The 22,846-nt window shown below is 70.8% G+C and carries 19 protein-coding genes and 2 tRNA genes; 10 read left to right on the forward strand and 11 right to left on the reverse strand.

Annotated features, from left to right (window positions below; all coding sequences use genetic code 11):
- Window positions 1–1,127 precede the first annotated feature (1,127 nt).
- Window positions 1,128–1,607 carry an SCO5717 family growth-regulating ATPase gene (locus ACWCXB_RS14975; RefSeq protein ID WP_450722807.1) on the reverse strand — a complete coding sequence of 160 codons (480 nt, stop codon included), beginning with the start codon at window positions 1,605–1,607 and terminating at the stop codon, window positions 1,128–1,130.
- 170 nt (window positions 1,608–1,777) lie between these two features.
- Here ACWCXB_RS14975 and ACWCXB_RS14980 point away from each other — a divergent pair, with 170 nt between their 5' ends.
- The 7 genes from ACWCXB_RS14980 (at window position 1,778) to ACWCXB_RS15010 (ending at window position 7,562) form a co-directional block, all read left to right on the forward strand.
- Complete coding sequence (locus ACWCXB_RS14980) at window positions 1,778–2,146, forward strand: SCO3933 family regulatory protein (protein WP_450722809.1); 369 nt, start codon at window positions 1,778–1,780, stop codon at window positions 2,144–2,146.
- The gene (locus ACWCXB_RS14985) at window positions 2,143–2,358 is read left to right on the forward strand and encodes a hypothetical protein (RefSeq protein WP_450722811.1); all 216 of its coding nucleotides are present in this window, start codon (window positions 2,143–2,145) and stop codon (window positions 2,356–2,358) included. Before ACWCXB_RS14980 ends, ACWCXB_RS14985 begins: the two co-directional genes overlap by 4 nt.
- Window positions 2,355–3,770, forward strand: coding sequence for an FtsK/SpoIIIE domain-containing protein (locus ACWCXB_RS14990; protein WP_450722813.1), 1,416 nt, complete (start codon window positions 2,355–2,357; stop codon window positions 3,768–3,770). The genes ACWCXB_RS14985 and ACWCXB_RS14990 overlap by 4 nt, the downstream gene beginning before the upstream one ends.
- A gap of 51 nt (window positions 3,771–3,821) precedes the next feature.
- Entirely contained in the window at window positions 3,822–4,487 is a 666-nt protein-coding gene (locus ACWCXB_RS14995; RefSeq protein ID WP_450722815.1) for a DUF2637 domain-containing protein, read from the forward strand.
- A gap of 149 nt (window positions 4,488–4,636) precedes the next feature.
- Window positions 4,637–6,100: a replication initiator gene (locus ACWCXB_RS15000; RefSeq protein ID WP_450722817.1), complete on the forward strand. Its 1,464-nt coding sequence runs from the start codon at window positions 4,637–4,639 to the stop codon at window positions 6,098–6,100.
- On the forward strand, window positions 6,097–6,279 hold the full coding sequence (locus ACWCXB_RS15005) for a helix-turn-helix domain-containing protein (RefSeq protein WP_450722819.1): 183 nt from the start codon (window positions 6,097–6,099) through the stop codon (window positions 6,277–6,279). The genes ACWCXB_RS15000 and ACWCXB_RS15005 overlap by 4 nt, the downstream gene beginning before the upstream one ends.
- Window positions 6,279–7,562: a site-specific integrase gene (locus ACWCXB_RS15010; protein ID WP_450722821.1), complete on the forward strand. Its 1,284-nt coding sequence runs from the start codon at window positions 6,279–6,281 to the stop codon at window positions 7,560–7,562. The genes ACWCXB_RS15005 and ACWCXB_RS15010 overlap by 1 nt, the downstream gene beginning before the upstream one ends.
- 91 nt (window positions 7,563–7,653) lie before the next feature.
- Here ACWCXB_RS15010 and ACWCXB_RS15015 read toward each other — a convergent pair.
- Together ACWCXB_RS15015 and ACWCXB_RS15020 are read right to left on the reverse strand one after the other, a co-directional pair.
- Window positions 7,654–7,726 (reverse strand) — tRNA-Arg (locus ACWCXB_RS15015).
- A 296-nt stretch (window positions 7,727–8,022) separates the two neighbouring features.
- Window positions 8,023–8,113: transfer RNA gene (locus ACWCXB_RS15020), tRNA-Ser, on the reverse strand.
- Between the two features lie 249 nt (window positions 8,114–8,362).
- On the opposite strand from ACWCXB_RS15020, the gene ACWCXB_RS15025 reads away from it, so the two are divergent.
- The gene (locus tag ACWCXB_RS15025; protein WP_450722823.1) at window positions 8,363–8,827 is read left to right on the forward strand and encodes an SSI family serine proteinase inhibitor; all 465 of its coding nucleotides are present in this window, start codon (window positions 8,363–8,365) and stop codon (window positions 8,825–8,827) included.
- A 323-nt stretch (window positions 8,828–9,150) separates the two neighbouring features.
- On the forward strand, window positions 9,151–13,311 hold the full coding sequence (locus ACWCXB_RS15030) for a PAS domain-containing protein (protein WP_450722825.1): 4,161 nt from the start codon (window positions 9,151–9,153) through the stop codon (window positions 13,309–13,311).
- A gap of 118 nt (window positions 13,312–13,429) precedes the next feature.
- Here the strand turns inward: ACWCXB_RS15030 and ACWCXB_RS15035 are convergent, their stop codons facing one another.
- The 8 genes from ACWCXB_RS15035 to ACWCXB_RS15070 form a co-directional block, all read right to left on the reverse strand.
- Complete coding sequence (locus ACWCXB_RS15035; protein WP_450722827.1) at window positions 13,430–15,082, reverse strand: long-chain fatty acid--CoA ligase; 1,653 nt, start codon at window positions 15,080–15,082, stop codon at window positions 13,430–13,432.
- Window positions 15,083–15,264: 182 nt separating this feature from the next.
- On the reverse strand, window positions 15,265–15,819 hold the full coding sequence (locus tag ACWCXB_RS15040; RefSeq protein ID WP_450722829.1) for a SigE family RNA polymerase sigma factor: 555 nt from the start codon (window positions 15,817–15,819) through the stop codon (window positions 15,265–15,267).
- Between the two features lie 200 nt (window positions 15,820–16,019).
- On the reverse strand, window positions 16,020–17,186 hold the full coding sequence (locus ACWCXB_RS15045; RefSeq protein WP_450722831.1) for a lipid-transfer protein: 1,167 nt from the start codon (window positions 17,184–17,186) through the stop codon (window positions 16,020–16,022).
- Entirely contained in the window at window positions 17,183–17,593 is a 411-nt protein-coding gene (locus ACWCXB_RS15050; protein ID WP_450722833.1) for a MaoC family dehydratase, read from the reverse strand. The genes ACWCXB_RS15045 and ACWCXB_RS15050 overlap by 4 nt, the downstream gene beginning before the upstream one ends.
- A complete protein-coding gene (locus ACWCXB_RS15055) occupies window positions 17,590–18,687 on the reverse strand; it encodes an acyl-CoA dehydrogenase family protein (RefSeq protein ID WP_450722835.1) in 1,098 nt (365 codons plus the stop codon). Before ACWCXB_RS15055 ends, ACWCXB_RS15050 begins: the two co-directional genes overlap by 4 nt.
- Window position 18,688: 1 nt before the next feature.
- Window positions 18,689–19,702, reverse strand: coding sequence for a bifunctional MaoC family dehydratase N-terminal/OB-fold nucleic acid binding domain-containing protein (locus tag ACWCXB_RS15060; RefSeq protein WP_450722837.1), 1,014 nt, complete (start codon window positions 19,700–19,702; stop codon window positions 18,689–18,691).
- Complete coding sequence (locus ACWCXB_RS15065) at window positions 19,699–20,862, reverse strand: acyl-CoA dehydrogenase family protein (protein ID WP_450722839.1); 1,164 nt, start codon at window positions 20,860–20,862, stop codon at window positions 19,699–19,701. The genes ACWCXB_RS15060 and ACWCXB_RS15065 overlap by 4 nt, the downstream gene beginning before the upstream one ends.
- Before the next feature lie 232 nt (window positions 20,863–21,094).
- Window positions 21,095–21,406 (reverse strand): hypothetical protein, encoded by a 312-nt coding sequence (locus ACWCXB_RS15070; protein WP_450722841.1) that lies wholly within the window; start codon window positions 21,404–21,406, stop codon window positions 21,095–21,097.
- A 351-nt stretch (window positions 21,407–21,757) separates the two neighbouring features.
- Here ACWCXB_RS15070 and ACWCXB_RS15075 point away from each other — a divergent pair, with 351 nt between their 5' ends.
- A complete protein-coding gene (locus ACWCXB_RS15075) occupies window positions 21,758–22,654 on the forward strand; it encodes a bifunctional DNA primase/polymerase (RefSeq protein ID WP_450722843.1) in 897 nt (298 codons plus the stop codon).
- Window positions 22,655–22,846: the final 192 nt, after the last annotated feature.

Raw genomic sequence — 22,846 nt, forward strand, 5'->3', positions numbered from 1 at the left:
GGCCGCCAGCGCGCGCGGACTGCCGTAGGCGGGCCGCCTTGATCCAGTAAAGAAACTCTGAACAGCTCCGGCGCGCATGGGCCTTGGCCGGTCATGCGGCATGCGCTGCCCCTCGACTCCTCACTCGTTCCACGGTTCACATGCCGCTATGCCGCGCTTTGGGCACTATGGGTGGGTTCGTTCCGACGTTCCGCGAAAACTATCCACAGGCTCGGGACCTGAAGATGCCGTGGTCGGGCCTGACGGGGAGCACATCAGCCTCGCGGTTATCGTTCCGTGATCTTTGGAGGGGGTTGATGGTCGGGGTTGTGGTCGGGGGTCGGTGCTGCCCTGGTGACGTGTCGGTCGGCGGACGTGGAACTCACCAAGCTTGCCGGGATCGTTTCGTGACCTCGGGGGCCCGGTCATGGTGACCGATTCGGTGAGTGGTGAGTGCTGGACTGAATTTCTCGGCGCCGACTGTCACACCGCTCCGGTTCCTCGCACCTATAGCAAGTGACCGGCTGTTCTTGGCCGCTGCACATCCAGACCACAGGACAGGAGGTGGCGTGGATCACAGGAAGGGAGGGTCACACGGACGCCGCTCCTCATACCTCTATAGGCGCGCCCCCAAAGACGAAGGGCGCACAACATAGCGGCGAAGTGCCGGTTAGCCAAACCGGCGATTCTCCGGACCCTTGTGCCACCGCCAGGCGATGAAAGGAGAGGCGGCGTGAGTGTGACGGAAAGACCCGGGCCCGCACTGCGGGACGCGAATAGAGATTCTTGCCCGCCTGGCGGGAGGGGTGGTCGGGATGCCTGCTGGCCCGGCCGGCACTCCGGTAGGTGTGGATGCGGGGCGACGGCATGGGCTTGCCCATCGCCGCGGGCAAGCCTCGATCCATCCGTGGGCAACCGCTGGGCAAGCCTTCAGGCAAGCCCTGTCCGGTTGGTTTGGTGCAAGACGCGACAACAGCGCAGCAGTGAACGGGGAGACATGACCGAACAGATAACCAACCGGGAAAGCGAGCTGATCAGCATTCACATCCGGGAGGCGGTCGAAGTGACCGAACTGGTCCGGGAAATGACGACGATGGTCGCCAGGCTGAGCCGTGAAACACGGCAGATGCGCGAAGAAGTCACCAGGCTCAGGAATGACGGTCGGACTGTTGAGCCTTCAGCGCCTCGACTTCCCGGCGCAGCTCCTGATGCTCGGCGCTGAGGGTCCGGATCGCGTCGCGCAGTTCGGCGAGCATGTCGGCGAGGGAGGGTCTGGCGGCCTTCGGGCTGTCCGGCTCCCCCTCCCCTGCCTCGTCCACTTCGGCCGACGTGTTGGCGAGGTACCAGGCTGGCGGGGTGTAGTCGACGCCGAATTCTCCGGTCGCGTCGTGGTCGGCGACGAAACTGCCCCGGCCGTGGATCGTGTAGATCAAGCCCTCGTCACGAAGGACATTGAGCGCGCTTCGCGCGGTCATGTTGGCGACACCGAAGCGTTCCTGTAGTTCGCGGATCGACGGCATCTGTTCACCGGGCTTGATCCGGCCCTTGAGGATGTCGCGCCGAAGCTCGTCGGCTGCGTGCTGATACGGCGGCCGGCGGTCCTGCTTGCTCTCTGGCGCTGGGCTCATGCGCTCCAGAGTAACGATTCTTAGCAGCCCTAGCACACCCCGCTGACATAGCAGCGCTATCTCTGCTGTCGCCTAGTTCACCGCCGTCACTTGACAGTGCTAGGTCAGCTATGTTCAATGGATCTCGCTACGCCACACCGGCGGAGCGCAACCGAAGGGACGTAACACCCATGGCTCGTATCCGTGTTGGCATGCTCCCGACCGCGTCGTTCATGGTCGGCACCCTGCCGGTGCCGAAGTACGCGGACCAGGACAAGACGCAGTTCGCGCTGGACCGTGAGACGAACGCAAAGCTCTACACGATCACGCTGTTCTTCATGGAGGAGGACCGCGCTGAGGCAATGAAGATCACCGTGCCGGAAACCGGCCTCCCGAACGGCCTCAAGCCCGGCGTGCCGGTGATGCCGGTGGACCTGTTCGCCACCCCGTGGGCGCGGATCTTCAACGGCCAGCTCTCCGACGGCATCGCCTACCGAGCCACGGCTCTGAAGCTGGTCACCCCGGCCGCTATGGCGGAGACGCCCAAGAAGGCGGCGTGAGCGACACCGACTTCCGGTTCGGCGCTGAGCGCAGCTGCCCGCTGACTCACGCCGGGCCGGACCCCCGGTTCACCGAATGGCTCGTCCACTCGGTGGCGGCCGTGCTCGTCGGCTACCGCTGCCCCCGCTTCGCCGCACTCCAGGACTGGGCGGCTCTCGAAACGGCCCTTGCGGCCTTCCTCTACGACCACAGCAAGGAGAACGACACGTGAGGGAATGGAACGACACGGTGGAAGGGGCCTTCCGCTACGGGCCCCTGGTGGCGGTCGTGATGGTCGCCGTGCTCGCTGGGTGGGCGGTGTGGTGGATAGTGCGCTACCTGCGTGCCGATGCCATGACGCGGCAGTCGATCCGGCAGGCCGTACGTATCAGGCGGGGATGGAAGCGGCTGGCGCCGATGCTGAAGCTGTCGGCAACGGACAAGACACCGACCGTGATGGCGTCGCTGTCGAACACGGACGGCAAGCCGATCAAGCCCCGCGTCCTGGTCCCGGCTCTCAACGTGGACCACGACATGTACGGGGTGATCGCGCGGGCGAACTGCCTGCCCGGGGTGGGCCTGGAGCAGTACCAGAAGGCGGCCCCTCACCTGGCGGACGCCTGGGGCTGCACACGGGTCGCGGTCACGCAGGAAAAGCCCGGACAGGTCGTGATCCGCGGTGTGCGGCTTGATCCGCTCAAGTTCCCTACGGAACACCGTCCTTCGATCATGGCGCCCGAGGAGACGGCCCGGTGGGACCTCGGGCTGGATGAGTACGCCCGTCCCGTGTCTGTGTATCTCACGCAGGTGCCCGGCGTGACCGTCGCCGGTCTGCCCGGCTACGGCAAGACCAGCCTGATCAACCGGCTTCTGTCCGACTGGGCACCCTCGCCCACCGTGCAGTTCGCGTGCGCGGACGGCAAGGTGTCCGCCGCACACGAAGGGGACTATGCCGACTGGGTGCGGCGGATGTTCGCCTTCGTCGGTGACGACCTGGAGGAAGCCAACAGGCTGTTTATGCGGCTGGTGGAGCTGCGGCGGGTGCGCTCGGCCTGGGTCCGCAAGATCCTCGGGGTCAAGAGCATGTGGGACGTCGGCCCGTCCGAGGACTGGCCGCTGGTCGTGCTGATCATCGACGAGGCACACACCTACTTCCGCGACCACAAGGGCTCCGACCCCAAGACGAAGAAGCTTGCCGCGCTCGCGGCGGAGAACGCGCGCCTGGTGGAAGACCTGGTGAAGAAGGGCCGCAGCGTGGGGATGCTCGTCATCCTCGCCACGCAGAAGTCCACCGGTGACGCCATCCCCACGTTCATCCGGGACGTGTGCCCCGTCGGCCTGTCCTTCGCGCAGAAGACCGCCGAAGCCGCCGTTGCCGCTCTCGGTGAAGAGATCCGCGAGTGGCCCGACGCCAACCCGGTCAACCTCCAGGACCCGGCCTATGTCGGCGTCGCCACGATGAGCCACCAGTCGCAGCCCGGATTCACCCGCATCCGCACCCCCTACGTGCCAGACGCGGACGCGGCACACGTCGCTGATCACACCGCCCACCTGACCGCCGACCCCTACACGCTCCTGGAACGCTTCCTCGGCCCCCGCATGGGGGACACGGACGTGGACCTGACCAAGCCCAACGCCGCCTGATCGTCCGACCTCAGCCGGTCACGACGCAAACGGAGAGGAGGTGAACACCCAATGACTGAGGACCGGATCACGCAGCGCACCATCACCGCCGTGATGATCGTCATCGCCGCGCTGGCGTTCGTCTTCTCCTTCGGCAACGTGTGGGCCCTCGCCCTGCGCCTGGGCGTCCCGGAGCCGATCGCCCCGCTCATTGCACCGATGGTGGACCTGTCGGTGGTCGGCCTCCTGGTCGCCCTGCGCTACCTGTCCCTGCGCGGCCTGCCCGCCGACGACATGAAGGCGGCAACCCGTCTCATGCACTTCTCCGGCCTGCTCACCCTGGCCCTCAACGTCGCCGAACCGATCGCCGCCAGGCACTACGGCCGCGCCGCCGTGGACGCTGTGGCCCCGCTGCTCCTCCTCGGCTGGGGCACCGTCGGCCCCCAGCTCCTGCGGGCCTTCCACACCCGCACCACCAACCCGGCTCCCGCCTCGACGGAAGCCATCGAGCCCGACCCGGAACCGGCCGCGCCTGCCGAACCCACCCCCGCCCCGGCCGCTCCGATTAAGGCCCCGGCGGCGCCTGCGGTCGCGGTGCCTGAGCCGCTGCTGTCCGAAGCACGCTCCATCGCCGCATCCCACCACGCAGAACACGGCGAACCCATCACCGCGGCTCAGCTCAAGATGCGGCTCGGTATCGGCCTGCCGATGGCTACCGCCCTTCACGCCGCCCTGTAGGGCCGCACTCCTCCGCCGGCCTCCCGGCACATCCCGCCCGCCCACCCCCTGGGCGCGACCTGTCATGCCTGCGGACAGCAGCCCGAGCGCACTGAATCGCTGCTGCCCGCAGGCCCCACCCTCGCGCCAGGAAGGAGACCACGCCACTCATGCGCCGCCCCCTCGACCTGCGCCACGTGATCAGCCCCGGCCTGCGGGACCTGATCGAACTGGCCAACACCGACGACTTCGACCGCGTGACCGAACAGGTCCGCAACCTGCGCGGCTGCACCAGCCCCGTCAACCTGCACGGCTGGACGGTCACCACCGACCAGACCACCAAGCAAGTGGTCCGCTCCTACCGCTCCGAAGACGAACCCTCCGGACGGCTGCTGACCACCTGCGGCAACCGCCGCTCCTCCCGCTGCCCCGCCTGCTCACGGGTGTACGCCGCCGACACCTACCACCTCATCAAGGCCGGACTGTCCGGCGGAAAGAGCGTCGCCGAAACCGTCCGCGACCACCCCCGCGCCTTCGTCACCCTCACGGCCCCCTCCTTCGGCCCCGTCCACAACCGCAAGACCGACAGCGCGGGCAAGCCCCGCCCCTGCGCCTGCGGCACCCACCACACCGAGGACGACCCAGTGTTGGGCACCCCGCTGGACCCGGCCACCTACGACTACACCGGCGCCGTGTTGTGGAACGCCCACGCCGGGCAGCTGTGGGCACGCTTCACCACCTACCTGCGCCGCGCCCTCGCCGAGCACCTCGGCATGACGCAGAAGGCGCTGAACGCAGCCCTGCGCGTCTCCTTCGCCAAGGTCGCCGAGTATCAGAAGCGCGGCATGGTCCACTTCCACGCGGTGATCCGCTTCGACGGACCCGACGGCCACACCACCCCGCCCCCACCATGGGCCACCTTCGACGCCCTCCACGTCGCCGCGGGCCTGGCCGTCGAGCGTGCCCGGCTCACCATCGAGTCCGACGCCATCGGCGAGCGCGTGATCAAGTGGGGCGACCGCTTCAAGGTCGACCAGATCTCCGCCCTGGGCGACGGCGAACTCACCGACGCCAAAGTCGCCGGATACGTCGCCAAGTACGCCACCAAGAATGCCGAAGGCGCGGGCACCGTTGACCGCACCCTCATGTGTCGCCCCTGCACCGGACGGGGCTACGTACGCGGCCCCGACGGCTTCCGCGACCTCTGCGCCGACTGCGACGGCACCGGCCAAGCCGAACCCCTCACCGACCTCCGCGTACAGCAGCACGCCCGGCAGATGATCCGCACCGCCTGGGCGCTCGGCCACCTGCCGGAGTTCGCCCACCTCAAGCTCTGGAAGTGGGCTCACATGCTCGGCTTCCGCGGCCACTTCTCCAGCAAGTCCCGCGCCTACTCCACCACCCTCGGCGCGCTCCGCGACGTACGCCGTGCCTGGCGTACCGCCCAAGCCGAAGCCGCCCGCATTCGCGTCGGCCATCCCGCCGACGACGAGAACACCACCCTCGTCACCGCCTCCTCGTGGACCTACCTCAGCAGTGGCTACCGCCCCGGCGAAGAACTCCTCGCCGCCCAAGTCCGCCACGACATGGCCCACGCCCAAAGCCTCAAGCAAGAAGGGCTGGTGCCTGCATGACAACGGCCGTGCTCACCGTGGACCAGGTCGCCGAGCGTCTCGGCATCAGCCGCTGGAAGGTCCACGACCTGATCCGCTCACGCGAACTCGCCTCCTTCAAGATCGGCCGCTGCCGCCGCATCAGCGAAGCCGCGGTGGTCGCCTACATATCCCTCCGCACCGAACAGGAAGCTGCCTGATGGCCAAGCCGAAGAAGAACGCCAACAACGAGGGCACCATCTATCAGCGCAAGGACGGGCGTTGGGAGGGCAGCGCGTATGTGCTCACGACCGACGGCACGTACAAGCGGCGCAGCGTCTACGGCAAGACCTGGGATGAAGCACACGAGAAGCTGACCAAGCTGAAGGCCGACTCCCTGAGCGGTCTCCCGGTAGCCACCAGCAAGATGATGCTGAGCGAGTACTTGGCGTACTGGCTGGCGAACGTCGCCAAGGGCAAGGTCCGCCGGACGACCTACGTCAACTACGAGTCCCTCGTCCGTAACTACGTCACCTCGGAGTTCGGCAAGAAGAAGCTGACCCGGCTCACCGCCCGAGACATCCGCGCCTTCCTCGCCAAGACGGCGGCCACCTGCCAGTGCTGCGCGCAGGGCAAGGACAAGAAGCGGCCGGAGCACAAGCGGCGTTGCTGCGCCCTCGGCAAGTGCTGCAAGAAGCTCCCCTCTGACAGGACCGTGCGCTTCCTCCTGGTGATCCTGCGTGCCGCTCTCCAGCACGCGGTGCGTGAGGACGAGCTGCCCCGCAACGTGGCCCGGAACGTGGAGCTGAGTATGGGAACGAAGCGCGAGATCGAACCGCTCACGGCCAAGGAAGGGCGTCAGCTTCTGACGGCTGCCCGGGAAAACCGACTGTGGGCCGCTTACGAGCTGGCGGTCCGCATCGGCCTGCGGCGTGGTGAGCTGCTCGGGCTGCGCTGGTCGGATGTGGACCTTCACGAAGGCGTCCTCACCGTCCGGCAGGCCCTTCAGCGGGTCGGCGGTGAACTGCTGATCGTCGCGCCGAAGACACAGCGCTCGGCCCGTCGCGTGGCCCTGCCTGCCGAGTGCGTAACCGCGCTCCGGGCTCAGCGCGCCCAGCAGATCGCCGACCGGAATGCGGCGGGTCACAACTGGAAGGGGACGGGCCAGGGGCTCGTCTTCACCACGCGGAACGGGACCCCGATCGAGCCGCGCAACCTGAACCGCTCCTTCGAGGCGCTGTGCATGCGAGCCGGCGTCCGCAAGGTCCGCTTCCACGACCTGCGGCACACCTGCGCGTCGCTCCTCCACGAACAGGGTGCCGATGCCCGCATGATCATGGAAGTCCTCGGCCACAGCTCGATCCGCGTGACCATGGATATCTACACGTTCGTACGGCTCGACTCGCAGCGCTCGGCGTTCGATCGCGTCGGGGATGCTCTGAGGGGTGACGGCAACGACCCGGACGATGACGACGGTGCGGACGGTGTTCCGGTAGCCGTCTGATCCGCTCCCGAATGCGGTTGCCGTCAAACACTGCCGTCAAGGCAAAAACCAGAGGCCCTGTGGATTGCTCCACAGGGCCTCTGGTCTGCTGTGCACTCGGCAGGATTCGAACCTGCAACCTTCTGATCCGTAGTCAGATGCTCTATCCGTTAAGCTACGAGTGCTTGGCGTTTCGGGCTTTTCTGCCCGGTCGGCGTTGCGGGAACAACATTACATGACCTGCGCCGTCAGACGAAATCCATTAGCCACACCCATCCTGACCTGCACAAATACCCGTACGGCGGTACGGGCGGGCGCAGTCAGGGCGAGGGGGGACGGCTGCGGGGGCGAGCCCCCCGGAGGGCCACGCCGCTGCGGGCACCGGGGAGGGCCGCACCTCGTGAGCGGTCGCTGCGGACGACCGCCGGGAGCCGGGAACGACCGAAGCCCCGGCCGTCGGGCCGGGGCTTCGGTGTTGGGGCGGAGGCGGAGGGATTTGAACCCTCGATGGGCTTTAAGACCCAAACCGCATTAGCAGTGCGGCGCCATAGACCGGACTAGGCGACGCCTCCAGCACACCCGCGCGGGCGCGGATGGTGCGTGCAGATGATGACACAGCCGGGTGGGGTGTCACCAATCGCTCCCCACGGTACTAGGAGCGCGGGCCCCGGGGCAAAGAGCCTCTCGGGCCGACGGGCGTCCCGCCGGATCCGCTGCCCCCCGGGCGGGTCAGTCCGGGTTGCGCAACGGGCGGGCGTGCGGAGCGTTAGAGATGCCGGGGCGGACACCGCTCCCCGATCCTTCACTCTCCAGGAGTACCCATGCTGCGCCGCTTCGCCCTCACCGCCGTCGCGACCGCCACGGCATCAGTCGCCGCGCTCGCCGTCGCCGCCCCGGCCGCTTCCGCGTCCGTGCTCCGGCCGCTCCCGCTGCCGCTGCTGCAGCCGGAGGAGACTCAGGACCGGCTCACGGTGATCACATCTGGCACCGGCAACCCGATGGCGGACGGCACGTACGAACTGACCTGCGCCCCGGCCGGCGGCACGCACCCCGAGGCGCAGGCCGCCTGCGACCGGCTGGAGGAGTTCGGCCGGCAGGGCGAGAACCCGTTCGCGCCCGTCGCCCAGGATGCGATGTGCACGCAGATGTACGGCGGCCCCGCGACGGCCCGTGTCACCGGCACCTGGCGCGGGCAGCCCGTCGACGCCACCTTCAACCGCAACAACGGCTGCGAGATCGCGCGGTGGCAGACCCTGGAGCCGGTCCTGCCGACCGCCCGGTTCTAGCGCCCGGTCCGGCGCGTACGCGTAACGATCACCGCGTAGCGCCGAGTACCGATCACCGCGTACCGAGTACCTCGTACCGCGTACGGAGTGCCTCGTACCGCGGCCTGCGCGCCGGTCACTCACGACAGCGCCCAGGTCACAGGTCCTGCCGGGGGGCACGGGACCGCTCCGTGTACACAGAACCTTGGTGAGAGCTCCCCCTCATCCGCCGCCGCACCCCCACCCCCTGCCTTTAGACTCACTCCAGTGACAGGCCGCGGCCCGAGGGGCAAGATGGGGCCGGCCGTCCGCAAGATGCTGTATGTCAGGGAGGAAGCGTCGTCGTGAGCAGCAGGCCATCCCGAGGCGCTGCTCGCCTCGCAGCCATACTCGACGCCCTTCCGGACGGGCTCGTGCTCGTCAACTGCAACGGCACGGTGGTCAACGCCAACACCATCGCCCTGGAGCTGTTCGAGACACCGGGTACGGCCCTGGTGGGGCGAGGACTGCTCGATCTGCTCCCGTCCTTCGACTCGAAGCTGATCCCGGGATCGATGCGGCGGCCCGAGGCGGCCGACGAGCGCGGCCGGACGAAGCCGACGCGCATGATCGCGCGGCGCACGGACGGCGGGGAGTTCCCCGTCGAGGTCACGAGCGCGAGCCTGGAGGACGGCCGCGAGGCCTACGCCTCCGCCTCGTACGGCAGCGGCAGTGGCAGCGGCAGCGGCGGCAGCAACAGCAGCTACACCGGCGACGAGCTCCTCATGCTCGTCGTACGCGATCTCTCCGGCACCGTCGACACCGAAGCCGAACTCGCCCGCTCCCAGCGGCAGACCGAGATGATCCTCCGGGCGGCCGCCGAGGGCGTCGTCGGTACGGACACCGAGGGCCGGGTCGTGCTCGTCAACCCCGCTGCCGCGCAGATCCTCGGCTTCCGGGCCAGCGACCTCGGCGGCAAGGAGCTGCACCCGCTGATCCTGCACTCGCGGCCGGACGGTGAGCCGTTCCCGTACGACGAGTCGCCGCTCGCCGACACCCTCAAGTCCGGGCGCAAGCACCGGGTGCGCGGGCAGGTGCTGTACGCGAAGAACGGCAAGAAGGTGCCGGTCGATCTGACGACCGCGCCGGTACGGGACGGCGAGCAGCTCGTCGGCGCGGTGATGACGTTCACCGACCGGCGGCCCTACGAGGAACTGAAGGAGCGGCACGCCGCGGAGCTCGCGGAGCGCGACGAGCGGCATGCGGCCGAGCTGGCGGAGCTGACCGAGAAGCACACGGCGGAGCTCGCCGACCGGACGGAGCGGTACGCGGCGGACGCAGAGGAGCGGGACGAGCGGGAGGCCTCGCTCGCGTCCCGGCTCGACCAGCTGACCGCAGTCCTCGGCGAGTCGCTGCGCGGGCCGCTGGAGGAGCTGCGCGGCGAGCTCGGCAAGCTGGCGGCCGACCCGGCCGGTCAGCTGTGGCCCGAGGCCAACCAGATCCTGCACCACCTGGCCGCCGGCTACGCCCGGATGACCACGCTCGTCGACAACGTGCTCGGCTTCCAGCGGCTCGACGCGGGCGCGGAGTCCCTGCAGCGGGCGAAGGTGCTGCTGGACGGCGTCGTGGCGGCCGGTATCGACGGTGCGGTCGAACTGATCGGACCGGGACGCGCGCAGTTCGCCGTGCACGCGCCGCCCATCGAGGCCGAGGTGGACGCGGCCCGGCTGGCGACGGCCCTGGCCCATCTGGTCGCGGACGTGGCCGGCGTCGACTCGACCGGCAAGACCCGGGTCGTGGCGGGTGCGGGCGGCGGGTACGTCGACTCGACGATCGTGGTCGCGGCGGCGCAGCGCGGGGATGTCGTACGCATCGAGGTACGCGGCCCGTATCCGGGGGGCGACCCGGTGCACGAGCCGATCGTCCGCGGGATCGTGACCGCGCACGGCGGCGTGCTGCAGACGCACGAGGTGCCGGGGATGAGCGGCAGCGCGTACGTGCTGGAGGTGCCGCTCGGCGAGGGCGCGGGAATGGTGACGCCCCCGCCCGCCGAGACGCCGGCCGCCGATGCGTCGGAGGCTGCGCCGGTACTGCCTGCCCAGTCGGCGGGCGGCGGCGGGCGGCGGCGCGCGCGGCGGGCTTCCACGGACGCGTTCCTGGAGAGTCCCGTGTCCGAGAACGGTACGGGGGGCGGCGCGGGCGGTACGGGCGCCGCCACGCCCGGTACGGGCGGTGGCACCGGTCGGCGGCGTGGACGGCCCAGCCCTGCCGAGGTGGGCGCCTCCGCGGACCCGACACCTGTATCCGCATCCGCTTCCGCACCTGCATCCGCGCCCGCTGCTGCATCCGCGCCCGCGCCCGCTCCTGTGCCTGCGCCGGCGCTCGCGGCCGAAGGCGCCGTGGTCACCGCCGCGGAGGGCGCGGCCGGTGCCGGACGACCGCAGCTCGGCGACACGGTTCCGCCCCAGGGAGTGGGACCCGATGCGGCGGCCGCCCCGCAGCCCACGGGCCGCCGTGCCCGCCGTGCCGCGGCGGCCATGCCCGCCCTGCCGTCGGGGGCTCCGGAGCTGTCGGCTCCCGTGAGCCCGTCCGCGCCCGCGGTCCAGGGGCCGGGAGCGGCGTCCCCCGCAGGCTGGCCGGCTGCCGGGACGGGTGGCGCTGCACCCGGCTGGCCCGTGCCCGGGCAGGGCGACCCTCAGAACAGTCCCCATGGCGCTGCCGCCACGGCGCACGCCGATCCGCAGGGCACCGGCGCCTCGGCGCTCGAGCCCGCCGGAGCCGGGGCCGTTGTGGCGCAGCCCGGGGGGCGGCGCGCGCGACGGGCACTCGCCGGGGCCCAGGACCTTACGCAGGAGCGGGCCGTGAGCGATGAGGCGGAGGAGGTGCGTGTCGCGTTCGCGCTGCCGCCCGCCGACGCCGATCGCGTCGCCGCGCCCGCCGCGCCCGCGGCGCCCGCGGCCGCTCAGGGCGACGAGGGCCGCCACGACGCCGTACACACCGAGCCGGGCACCGATCACACCCCGCCGCAGCCGCATCCCGTGTCGACCGGGCGGCGCCGCGGACGTCCGGAGGTGGCGCCGGGGCAGGAGTGGGCGGAGAGCGGGACCTCCGGGCAGGGCCTGGCTGCGCTCGCCGATGCCCCCGCGCCCTCGCCCGCGCCCGCGCCCGCGCCCGCACGGAACGAAGGCGGCGACACCGGCTCCGTACCGCTGCCGCCCGCTGCCCCCACGCCGGCTCCGGCCTCCGCCGCGGGGACCGCGGCCGCGCCGCCGCGCGCCGCGCAACCGCTGCCCGCGGAGGCGCCGCTGCCCGCGGACGCTTCGCAGGGCCGGTCGTTCAGCGTGCGCACGCTCGGCCAGGGCGTACCGTTCGCCCAGCAGGCCGGGCAGGCCCAGCACCCCCTGGCACCCGGGCAGGCCAAGCCGCCCACGCCGCTCCAGCAGTCGGCACCACCCGCCCCGAACCAGACACTCGGGCAGAACCAGTCGCTCGGGCACAACCAGTCGCTCGGGCACAACCAGACGCTCGCCTCCGGCCGCCGACGCAAGCTGGCCACCCCGCCCGAGGGCGACAGCCGCGGCGAGCGGGCGCTCCCGGAAACGGCCGCCCGGCCGCACCCGCAGCTCGCGCACCCGCAGCCCACGCAGCCCCAGCAGCGGCTCGCCGCCGCTCCCGCCGAGGGCCGGTCGTACGCGATAGGCGCACCGGACGAGGGCGCCGAAGGGCCCGAGCCCCTCGACGGCCCCGGCGGCGCCGTCGAGGTGGCGAACCAGCCCGCGCCCCTCCCCGTCGACGACGAGCTGCCCCCGGAGCCGCTGGACAACCCGCGCAGGCTGCTCGTCTGGCCCGCGCCGGACGTCGCCACGCAACAGGCGCTGAGCGACCGCGGCTACCGGCCCGTGATCGTGCACTCGCGCGAGGAGGTGGACGCGCAGATCGCCGCGTTCCCCGCGGCGCTGTTCGTCGACCCGCTGACCGGGCCGATCACGCGTACGGCGCTTCAGTCGCTCCGCCAGGCGGCGGTCGCGGCCGAGGTGCCGGTGCTGCTCGCGGCCGGTCTGGGGCAGGCGACGCGCGAGGCGGCGTACGGAGCCGACCCCGCCGTGCTCCTCAAGGCGCTGGCGCCGCGCGACAGCGAGCAGCACCCGTCCCGCGTACTGCTCATCGAGGAGCACGACGACATCGCGACCGCGCTGACGGCGACGCTGGAGCGGCGCGGAATGCAGGTCGCGCGGGCCGGGGCCGACGCGGACGCGGTCTCGCTCGCCCAGCAGATGCGGCCGAACCTGGTCGTGATGGACCTGATGCAGGTACGTCGCCGGCGCGCCGGGATCATCGACTGGCTGCGTGCGAACGGCCAGTTGAACCGCACCCCGCTCGTCGTCTACACCTCGGCCGGCCTCGATCAGGCCGAACTGCCCAAGCTCTCCTCGGGCGAGACGGTCCTGTTCCTGGCGGAGCGCTCCACGAGCCCCGAAGTGCAGGGCCGGATCGTCGACCTGCTCGCGAAGATCGGCACCAACTAGGCCAACTAGGCCGAGCCAGAACGGACTCGGGGCCCGGTGCGCATCCTGCGCGCCGGGCCCCGAGCCGTTCCGCCCCTGCCTACTGGCTGTCGGCGTGTCCGTCTGTGCGCCTACCCGCCTACCGCAGTTCCGTGACGTCCAGTTGGCCGTCCGCGTACTGCCTGCGGATCACCTTTTTGTCGAACTTCCCGACGCTCGTCTTCGGCACCGTCGGGATGATCGTCCAGCGCTCCGGCAGCTGCCACTTCGCGATCTTCTCAGCGAGGAAGTCCTTCAGCGACGCGTAGTCCGCGGTCGCGCCGTCCTTGAGGACGACTGCGGCCAGCGGGCGCTCTCCCCACTTCGCGTCCGGAACGGCGACGACTGCTGCCTCCGCGATGTCGGGGTGTGCCATCAGTGCGTTCTCCAGCTCGACGGAGGAGATCCACTCGCCGCCGGACTTGATGACGTCCTTGGCGCGGTCGGTGAGGGTGAGGAAGCCCTCGGAGCTGATGACGCCGACGTCGCCGGTCTTGAGCCAGCCGTCGTCGCTGAACTTGTCCTCCGGCTTGAGGTCGCCGCCCGCCGCACCGCCGTAGTACGCCCCCGCGATCCACGGTCCGCGCACTTCCAGCTCACCTGCCGACTCGCCGTCCCACGGCAGGAACTCGCCAGCGGGGCCGCGCAGCCGGGCCTCGACGCCGGCCGGGAAGCGGCCCTGGGTGAGGCGGTAGCCGAGCTCCGCCTCCGTGCCGACCGCGTGCGCCGGCGGGCGGGCGATCGTGCCGAGCGGGGACGTCTCGGTCATGCCCCAGGCGTGGCAGACGCGCATGCCCAGGCTGTCGAACGCCTCCATCAGGGAGGGCGGGCAGGCCGAGCCGCCGATGGTGACCTGGGTGAGGGAGCTGACGTCGCGCGGCTTCGCCGACAGCTCGGCGAGCAGGCCCTGCCAGATGGTGGGGACGGCTGCCGCGTGGGTCGGGCGCTCGGTCTCGATCATCTCGGCGAGCGGTGCGGGCTGGAGGAAGCGGTCGGGCATGAGCATGTTCACGCCGGTCATCAGGGTGGCGTGGGGCAGTCCCCAGGCGTTGACGTGGAACTGCGGGACCACGACGAGGCTGGTGTCCGCGTCCGTGAGGCCCATCGACTGCGACATGTTGACCTGCATGGAGTGCAGGTAGATGGAGCGGTGGGAGTAGACGACGCCCTTGGGGTCGCCGGTGGTGCCGGAGGTGTAGCACATGGCCGCGGCCGTGCGCTCGTCCAGCTCCGGCCAGTCGTAGCCGGTCGGCTTCCCGGCGATCAGCTCCTCGTACTCGTGGACCTGCGCCTGCGCCCCCGCCAGCACCGAGCGGTCGCCCGGGCCCGAGACCACGATGTGCTCGACCGTCGGCAGCTGCGGGAGCAGCGGGGCGAGCAGCGGCAGGAGGGAGCCGTTGACGATGACGACGCGGTCGGCGGCGTGGTTGACGATGAAGACCAGCTGCTCGGCGGGGAGTCGCAGATTGAGCGTGTGCAGGACGGCGCCCATGCAGGGGATCGCGAAGTACGCCTCGACGTGCTCGGCGTTGTTCCACATCAGCGTCGCGACGCGCTGGTCGCCGTCGACTCCGAGGTCGTCGTGCAGGGCATGCGCCAGCTGGGCAGCGCGCTCACCGATCTCGCGATAGCTGCGGCGCTGCGGCTCGCTCTCCCCGGTCCATGTGGTGACCTGTGAGGTGCCGTGGATCGTCATCCCGTGCTTCAGGATGCGGGTCACGGTCAGTGGTACGTCCTGCATGGTGCTCAGCACGGCGTCCTCCCGGTGGGCGCGCGGCAGTAAGGGTGTGCAGATTCTGCGCACATACCACGCGGTATGTCACTACCCCCGGGTACGAAACCAGGCCGAAATCTTGCTTCGGTGCCATCTGACGGGCGGCACCAGGGCAGCACCGGGCCTCGGCCGGCGCCGCCGCGTGGCCGTGGTCACGCGTGTCAGCGGACCGGGGAGAGCTCCGGGTCCTCGCGGAGCTTGCCGAGCGCCCGCGAGACCGCGCTCTTGACCGTGCCGACGGAGACTCCGAGCACCTCGGCGGTCTGGGCCTCGCTGAGGTCCTCGTAGTACCGCAGCACGACCATGGCCCGCTGCCGGTCCGGGAGCTTCATGACGGCACGCCACATCGCGTCGTGCAGCACCTGCTGCTCGGCCGGGTCCGGCGACGGCACCCCCGACGGCTCGGGCAGCTCCTCGCACGCGAACTCGTCCACCTTCCGCTTCCGCCACTGCGACGTCCGCGTGTTGAGCAGCGCACGGCGGACATAGCCGTCGAGCGCCCGGTGGTCCTCGATGCGCTCCCAGGCGACATACGTCTTGGTGAGCGCGGTCTGCAGCAGATCCTCGGCGTCGCACGGGTTGGCCGTGAGGGACCGGGCGGTACGCAGCAGCACGGGCCCCCGCGCCCGTACGTACGACGAGAACGACGGGTACGACGGGTAGGAGGGCTTCGGCGATGCGGCCCTGGAAGCGGTCGCGCAGACTGGCGTGGTCATGGCTCCACGCTAGGAGCGGCCCCTGCCCGACGGGATCGGCCCCAGGTCCCGAAAGGGGGTCCGCCTCAGGTTGTAGGGGTGGTGAATTTCCCACCTCCTGAAGGTGGAGGGCGACGGGCCTCGCGTAGGGGTCGCGGCGCCCGCCGATCGGGGTGCCCCACCCTGCCGGACTGCCCGCACCCGCGCCGAGCAGGGCGGTCTCAGCCGTCCGCCCCCAGGAGGAGCCCGGAGGTCGGGACTCCCGTGCCGGCCGTGACCAGGGTCGTCGCCGCGCCGGCTATCTGGTTCACCGACGTACCGCGCAACTGCCGGACCGCTTCGGCGATGCCGTTCATCCCGTGCAGATACGCCTCTCCCAGCTGGCCTCCGTGGGTGTTGAAAGGCAGGGCGTCCGCGGCCACGAAATCGGCCGCCTCACCCGGCTTGCAGAAACCGAACTCCTCCAGCTGCATCAGCACGAACGGCGTGAAGTGGTCGTACAGGATGCCCACATCGATGTCGCCGGGGCCGAGCCCGGAGGTGCGCCAGAGCTGGCGGGCGACGACGCCCATCTCGGGCAGCCCGGTGAGCTCGTCGCGGTAGTAGCTGGTCATCTGCTCCTGCGCCCGACCCGCGCCCTGCGCCGCGGCGACGATCACCGCGGGTGGATGCGGCAGGTCCCTGGCGCGCTCGACCGACGTCACCACGACCGCCTGGCCGCCGTCCGTCTCCTGGCAGCAGTCCAGGAGCCGCAGCGGCTCGACGATCCACCGGGATGCGGCGTGATCCGCGAGGGTGATCGGCTTCCCGTGGAAGTACGCCGCGGGGTTCCGGGCGGCATGGCGGCGGTCGGCCACGGCGACGTGACCGAACGCCTCCGGGGTCAGTCCGTACGTGTGCAGATAGCGCTGGGCGGTCATGGCCACCCAGGAGGCGGGCGTGAGCAGTCCGAACGGGAGGTTCCACCCGAGCGCCGTGCCCTCGGCCGACGGCTCCCGCTGCTGCACCCCGGAGCCGAACCTCCGGCCCGACCGCTCGTTGAACGCCCGGTAGCAGACGACGACTTCGGCGATGCCCGTGGCGACGGCGAGAGCGGCCTGCTGGACGGTGGCGCACGCCGCCCCGCCGCCGTAGTGGATCCGGGAGAAGAACGACAGCTCGCCCATGCCGGCCGCCTGGGCGACGGTGATCTCGGGGCTGGTGTCCATGGTGAAGGTGACCAGGCCGTCGACGTCGGCGGGGGAGAGCCCGGCGTCGTCGAGGGCAGCCCGGACCGCTTCGACGGCCAGCGTGAGTTCGCTGCGCCCGGAGTCCTTGGAGAACTCGGTCGCCCCGATGCCGACGACCGCCGCCCGCCCGCCGAGCGAGTCCGCCCTGCGCACGCTCATGATCCCGCCTCCGATCCGGCGGCCCGCCCGGGAACCGTCACGGTCACCGTGCCTGTGACGTGGTACCCGATGCCGTTCGCCCCGAGGACCCGCACCTGGGCCGTGTCCCTGTCCACCTCGGTGACCGTGCCGGTCAACGTCATCGTGTCGCCCGGATGGTTGGGCGCGCCGAGCCGTATCGCGACCTTGCGGAGCACGGCCTTCGGCCCGAAGTGGTCCGTGATGAACCGTCCCACCAGGCCGTTGGTGGTGAGGATGTTCATGAAGATGTCCGGGGAGCCCTTCTCCTTCGCGAGCTCCGCGTCGTGGTGCACGTCCTGGTAGTCCCGGGAGGCGATGGCTCCCGCAACGATCAGGGTGCGGGTGATGGGGATGGTGAGCGGGGGCAGCTCGTCACCGGCCTTCATGACACGGATCCCTCCTCCGTCGCGGTGAATGCGATCAAGTCGCCCAGCTCTGCCAGGACTTCACTGCCGCAGCCCGGATACGCGTCGAGCTGGCGGCCCCACAGGAAATGCCGGTGGACCGGATGATCGAGGTCGGCGCCGAGGCCACCGTGCAGATGCTGGCCGGTGTGGACGACCCGCTTGCCCGCCTCGGAGGCCCACCAGCCGGCGGTCAGCGCATGCGTGGCGCACGGCAGCCCCTCGTCGTACCGCCACGCCGCCTCGTACGCCGTGACCCGTATCGCCTCCGTGTCCATGTACGCATCGGCCGCCCGGAGTTGGACGGCTTGCCTGGTGGAGAGGGGGCGGCCGAACTGCTCCCGTACCGACGTGTACGCGACGGCCCGGGCGAGCGAGCCCGCGCACACGCCCGCCTGGAGCCCGGCGAAGGCGATCCGTGCGGCGGCGAGCACGTCCTCGTACGCCTTGTCCCCGTACGCCCTGTCCCCGTACGCCCCGTCCCCGTACGCCCCGTACGCCCCGTCGCCGCCGAGCCGCTCGCCCCGGGTGCCGTCCAGCACCAGCCGGCCCGCTGCCCAGGGGGCTGTGGTCTCCACCGGGGTCGTCTCCGCGTCCGCGGCCCGTATCAGCCATACACGGTGGTCCGCGTCCGGCACCAGGACATGGGTGGCGTCCCTCAGCCACGGCACCCAGGTGACGACCCCGGTCAGGCGGCCGTCCCCGTCGGCCCGTACCGCGCCGCGGGCCGGGAACGCCCCGGTCGCGACGGCGGTCCCGTCCCGGAGGGAGGGCAGGAGTCGGTCCCGCTGCTCGTCCGTGCCGTGCCGGTCCACCGCGAGCAGCCCATACACGCAGCTCACGGCGAACGGAACCTGTGCGGTCGTACGGCCCTGCTCCTCCAGCATGAGCACCAGGCCGAGCAGCCCGACGTCCTCCACAGCCGCGGGCAACCCGGCGGCGCACAGCGCCTTCCACAGCTCGGCGTCCGTCCCGGTCCCTGCGGCGGCAAGCCGCTCGTGCGTGGACAGGTCCCCGAAGATCCGCGCGGCCAGGTCGCGGGCCGCGGCCTGCTCGTCCCTGGGTGTGAAGTCCATGTCAGCCCACACCCTTCGTCGGCGATTGCGGCGCATCCGGTGCTGCCGGTGCCGCCGGCGCATCCGGCGCATCCGGCGCATCCGGGGGCCGGAACACCGGCAACTCCAGCTCCTCGTCCACCCGCAGGAACTCCAGCCGCACCGGCATCCCGATGTGGACCTTGTCGTAGGGCACCCCGACCACGTTGCTGACCATCCGCACGCCCTCGGCCAGCTCGATCAGCCCCACCGCGTAGGGACCCGCCGCGTCAGCGGCATGATCAGATGCAGTGAAAGCGGGGAACGGCGGGTGGTGCATCACCACATACGAGTAGACGGCGCCTTCACCGCCGGCCTCGACCGTGTCCCACTCGGCCGAGCCGCACGCACCGCACCCCGGCAGCCAGGGGAAGCGCAGCGTCCCGCAGCCTCCGCAGCGCTGGATCAGCAGCTTGTGCTCGGCGACTCCTTCCCAGAATCCGGCGTTGTCCCGGTTGATCACCGGGCGCGGCCGCCGGGGCCCGGGTTTCGGGGCGGCGGCCGGTGCGTACTTGAGGATGCGGAAGCGGTGCGTCCCCGAGAGCTCGCCGTCCGCGCGGATGTCCATCCTGGTCGTGACGAAATGCCCCGTCCCCAGCTTGGTCGTCTTCCGCGGCGACACCGACTCGATCACCGAGTCGAAGGTGATCCGGTCGCCCGGCCTCAGCGGTCGCAGATACTCCTGCTCGCAGTCGGTCGCCACGACCGAGGTGAACCCGGCGCCGTCGAGCAGCGCGGACAGCTCGTCGTACGCGCCCGAGCGGTCCGGGTGCCCGGACAGCCCGCCCATCGTCCAGGCCTGGAGCATCGTGGGCGGGGCGATCGCGTCCGGTCCCCGGTACGCCGCGTTCGTATCCCCCATCACCTCGCACCAGTGCCTGATCATCGGCTCGTTGACCAGGTCCTTGCCGGTGCCCGCGATGGCCGCGACCTGCCGCCCCTCGTACGTCCTCAGCAGTTCGTACAGCTCGTCCGCGCTCGCGTCCTCCGCGCTCACCGCTTCCCCCTCCGCATGCCGAGTCGCATCGTCGCGACGATCTCCCGCTGCACCTCGCTCACCCCGCCCCCGAAGGTGTTGATCTGCGCCGCCCGGTTCATCCGCTCCAGCTCGCCGTCCCCCACTACGCCCGGCGAACCGGCCCTCACCAGCCCTGCCTCCCCCGTGATTTCCCGGCACATCCGATACACCTCGACGGTCGATTCGGTGCCCATGAACTTCACGCCGCTCGCATCGCCGGGAGCGAGCCGGCCGGCCCCCACATCCCCCACCAAACGCCAGTTGAGCAGGCGCGTTGCCGCGAGCCGGGCATGCACTTCCGCGATCCTGGACCGGACCCACGGCTCGTCGACCGGGCGGACACCCGTCACCGGATCGGGGGTACGGGCATGCTCCAGCGCCGCCGCCGCGAAGTCCTCGGCCTGCATGCCGATCGCCGCGAGCGCGACCCGTTCATGGTTGAGCTGGTTGGTGATGAGCCCCCAGCCGCCGTTCTCCTCGCCGACCAGGGACGCCGCGGGGACCCGTACCGCGTCGTAGTACGTCGCCGTCGTCGTCAGCCCGCCGACCGTCTCGATCGGCGTCCACGAGAAGCCCGGCGCGTCGGTCGGCACCAGGATGATCGAGATTCCCTGGTGCTTGGGTGCCCGCGGATCCGTGCGGCAGGCGAGCCAGATCCAGTCGGCGTTCTGGGCGTTGGAGGTGAAGATCTTCTGCCCGTCGACGAGCCAGTCCTCGCCGTCACGCACCGCCTTCGTCCGCAGCGATGCCAGATCGGTCCCTGCTTCGGGCTCGCTGTAGCCGATGGCGAAGACGACGTCCCCCCGCAGGATCCGGGGCAGGAAGAAGGACTTCTGCTCCTCGGTGCCGTACTTCATCAGGGTCGGGCCGACGGTGTTCAGCGTGACCATGGACACGGGCGCGCCCGCGCGGTAGGCCTCGTCGAAGAAGAGGAACTGCTCGTCTGCGCCGCGCCCCTGGCCCCCGTACTCGACCGGCCAGCCGAGCCCGAGCATCCCGTCGGCGCCGATCCGGCGCAGCAGCCGGCGCTGCTCCGCCGCGTCATCGGCTGCCGGGGGCCCGTCCGGCATCATGTCGCGGAAGTACGAACGGAGTTCGGCGCGCAACTGCTGCTGGCGCTCTGTCGGGGCGAGGTGCACGGCGGGGGCCTCCCGGGCGCAGGATGGGTTTCTGACTGTCCGTCAGATAACACGGGCCTGTCAAGGTCATGAGCGAGGCCGCCGCCGTCCGCCTCGGTCACGTCGCGCAGCGGCCGGCGGCGCGGGCCGCCCCCGACGGCGCGGAACGCGCAGCGGCCTGCGTGCCGATGCCGTAGCACCGCCACGCAGGCCGTGGTTCACCCCTCAGCCAGGCCCCCCTTCGGGCCGCGACCTACCAGAGCTCGAAGAAGTTCACCGTGACGGTCTCGTTCGACTGGTCGATCGCCGTGAAGGCCGAGCCGTTCACGCTTGCCGTCCTGTTCTGGTTGGACGCGCCGGTTCCGGTGGCCACCTGCTGGGTGGTCGTCGAATTGCCGTAGTTGTCGTTGCCCACACCGCTGCCGCTGATCGTGGCCACGGACGCGTTCGATCCGTCGTCCGCGAAAGCGCCGTTGTCGGCCTGGGCGACGCCGGAGAAGAGTGCGGCGGCGAGGGGCAGGGCGGCGACAGCGGCGAGGGCACGGGCGGTACGGATGCTTGCCATGTCAATTCCTCCAGGAACCGTAGGTACACCCTGAGTGCACCGGGAAGTGCAGAAGTACGACTGAAACCCAGGCAGTTGGCCGACCGCCTCGGTCGTGTTCACGACGTCGCGAGTCCAGAGTTGCCCACCGAATCCCCAGCGAACCGCCATGGACGGCCCGATTCCTCCTCAAGCGTGAGGACATGTCGATAAACCCCCTTCGCGCCCTCAACCTCCCAGCTCAAGCCCTTGCGGACCCCGAAACCCGCCCACGACAAGGGGAAAACCGTTCCCGCACATTTTCAGCCAATCCTCCCCAATCCCCCGGCTCACCCTCTTCCCTTATTCGAACACTCGTACGAACATAGAAGCATGGCCACCACCGACCGGCACAGCGCCACCCTGGCCCTCGCCCACGCGCTCTCCGCCGCCGAGCGCGGGCTCCCCGTGATCCCCCTGTCCCCCACGAAGCTCCCCGCGCTGCCCTCACCCCACCGCCGCGACCCGCAGCCGGTCCTCTGCCGCGGTGAGTGCGGGCTCCCCGGGCACGGCGTGTACGACGCCACGACGGACCCGGACGGCGTACGAGCACTGTTCGCCGCCGCGCCCTGGGCCACGGGGTACGGCATCGCCTGCGGCCGGCCGCCGCACCACCTGATCGGCATCGACCTCGACACGAAGAGCGCCGCGGCGGGTGGCACCGACTCCGTCGCCGCCCTCCGGCAACTGGCGCTGCAGCATCTGTTCACGGTCCCGGAGACGGTCACCGTGCTCACGCCCAGCGGCGGCCGCCACCTGTGGCTGACCGGCCCGCCCGACGTCGTGGTACCGAATTCGGCGAGCCGCCTCGCACCCGGAATCGACGTCCGGGGCAGCGGCGGCTATCTCGTGGGCCCCGGCTCGGTCTCGGCGCACGGCGCGTACCGGCTCGCACCCGGCACCGCGGACCTGCCCCCCGCGCCGTGCCCCCGCGCACTGCTGCGCCTGATCGCGCCCCCTGCGCGCCCCCGCCCCCACGACCCTGCACCGTCGTACGCGGCCGACGGGGCACCCCGGGGCGAAGGGCTGATCCAGTTCGTGCGCGCCGCGCACGAGGGCCAGCGCAACACCCGGCTGTTCTGGGCGGCCTGCCGCGCGTACGAGAACGGCATCGGGGAGGCACTCGCGGACGCCCTCACCGAGGCGGCGGTCCGCGCCGGGCTCACCGAGCGGGAGGCCCGCGCCACGATCGCCTCGGCGGCGCGGCTGAGCGCGGGGCCCCGCGAATAGCGGCGCCCGGGCCGTACCCCCTGGCCATGGGCCGGCCGCACCCCACCGCACCCTCGCGAACAGCCGTCGCCCAGCACGCCGACGCGAAATGACATGGATCACAGAAGTCGCCCACGCAGGGAAGGCAACTACCCCTTTTCGCAGTATTTGACCGCCCTGTGAGCACGCTGTACCGCACTCTTCATTTGCGTA

It is taken from the genome of Streptomyces sp. NPDC001514 (genome assembly GCF_053597075.1).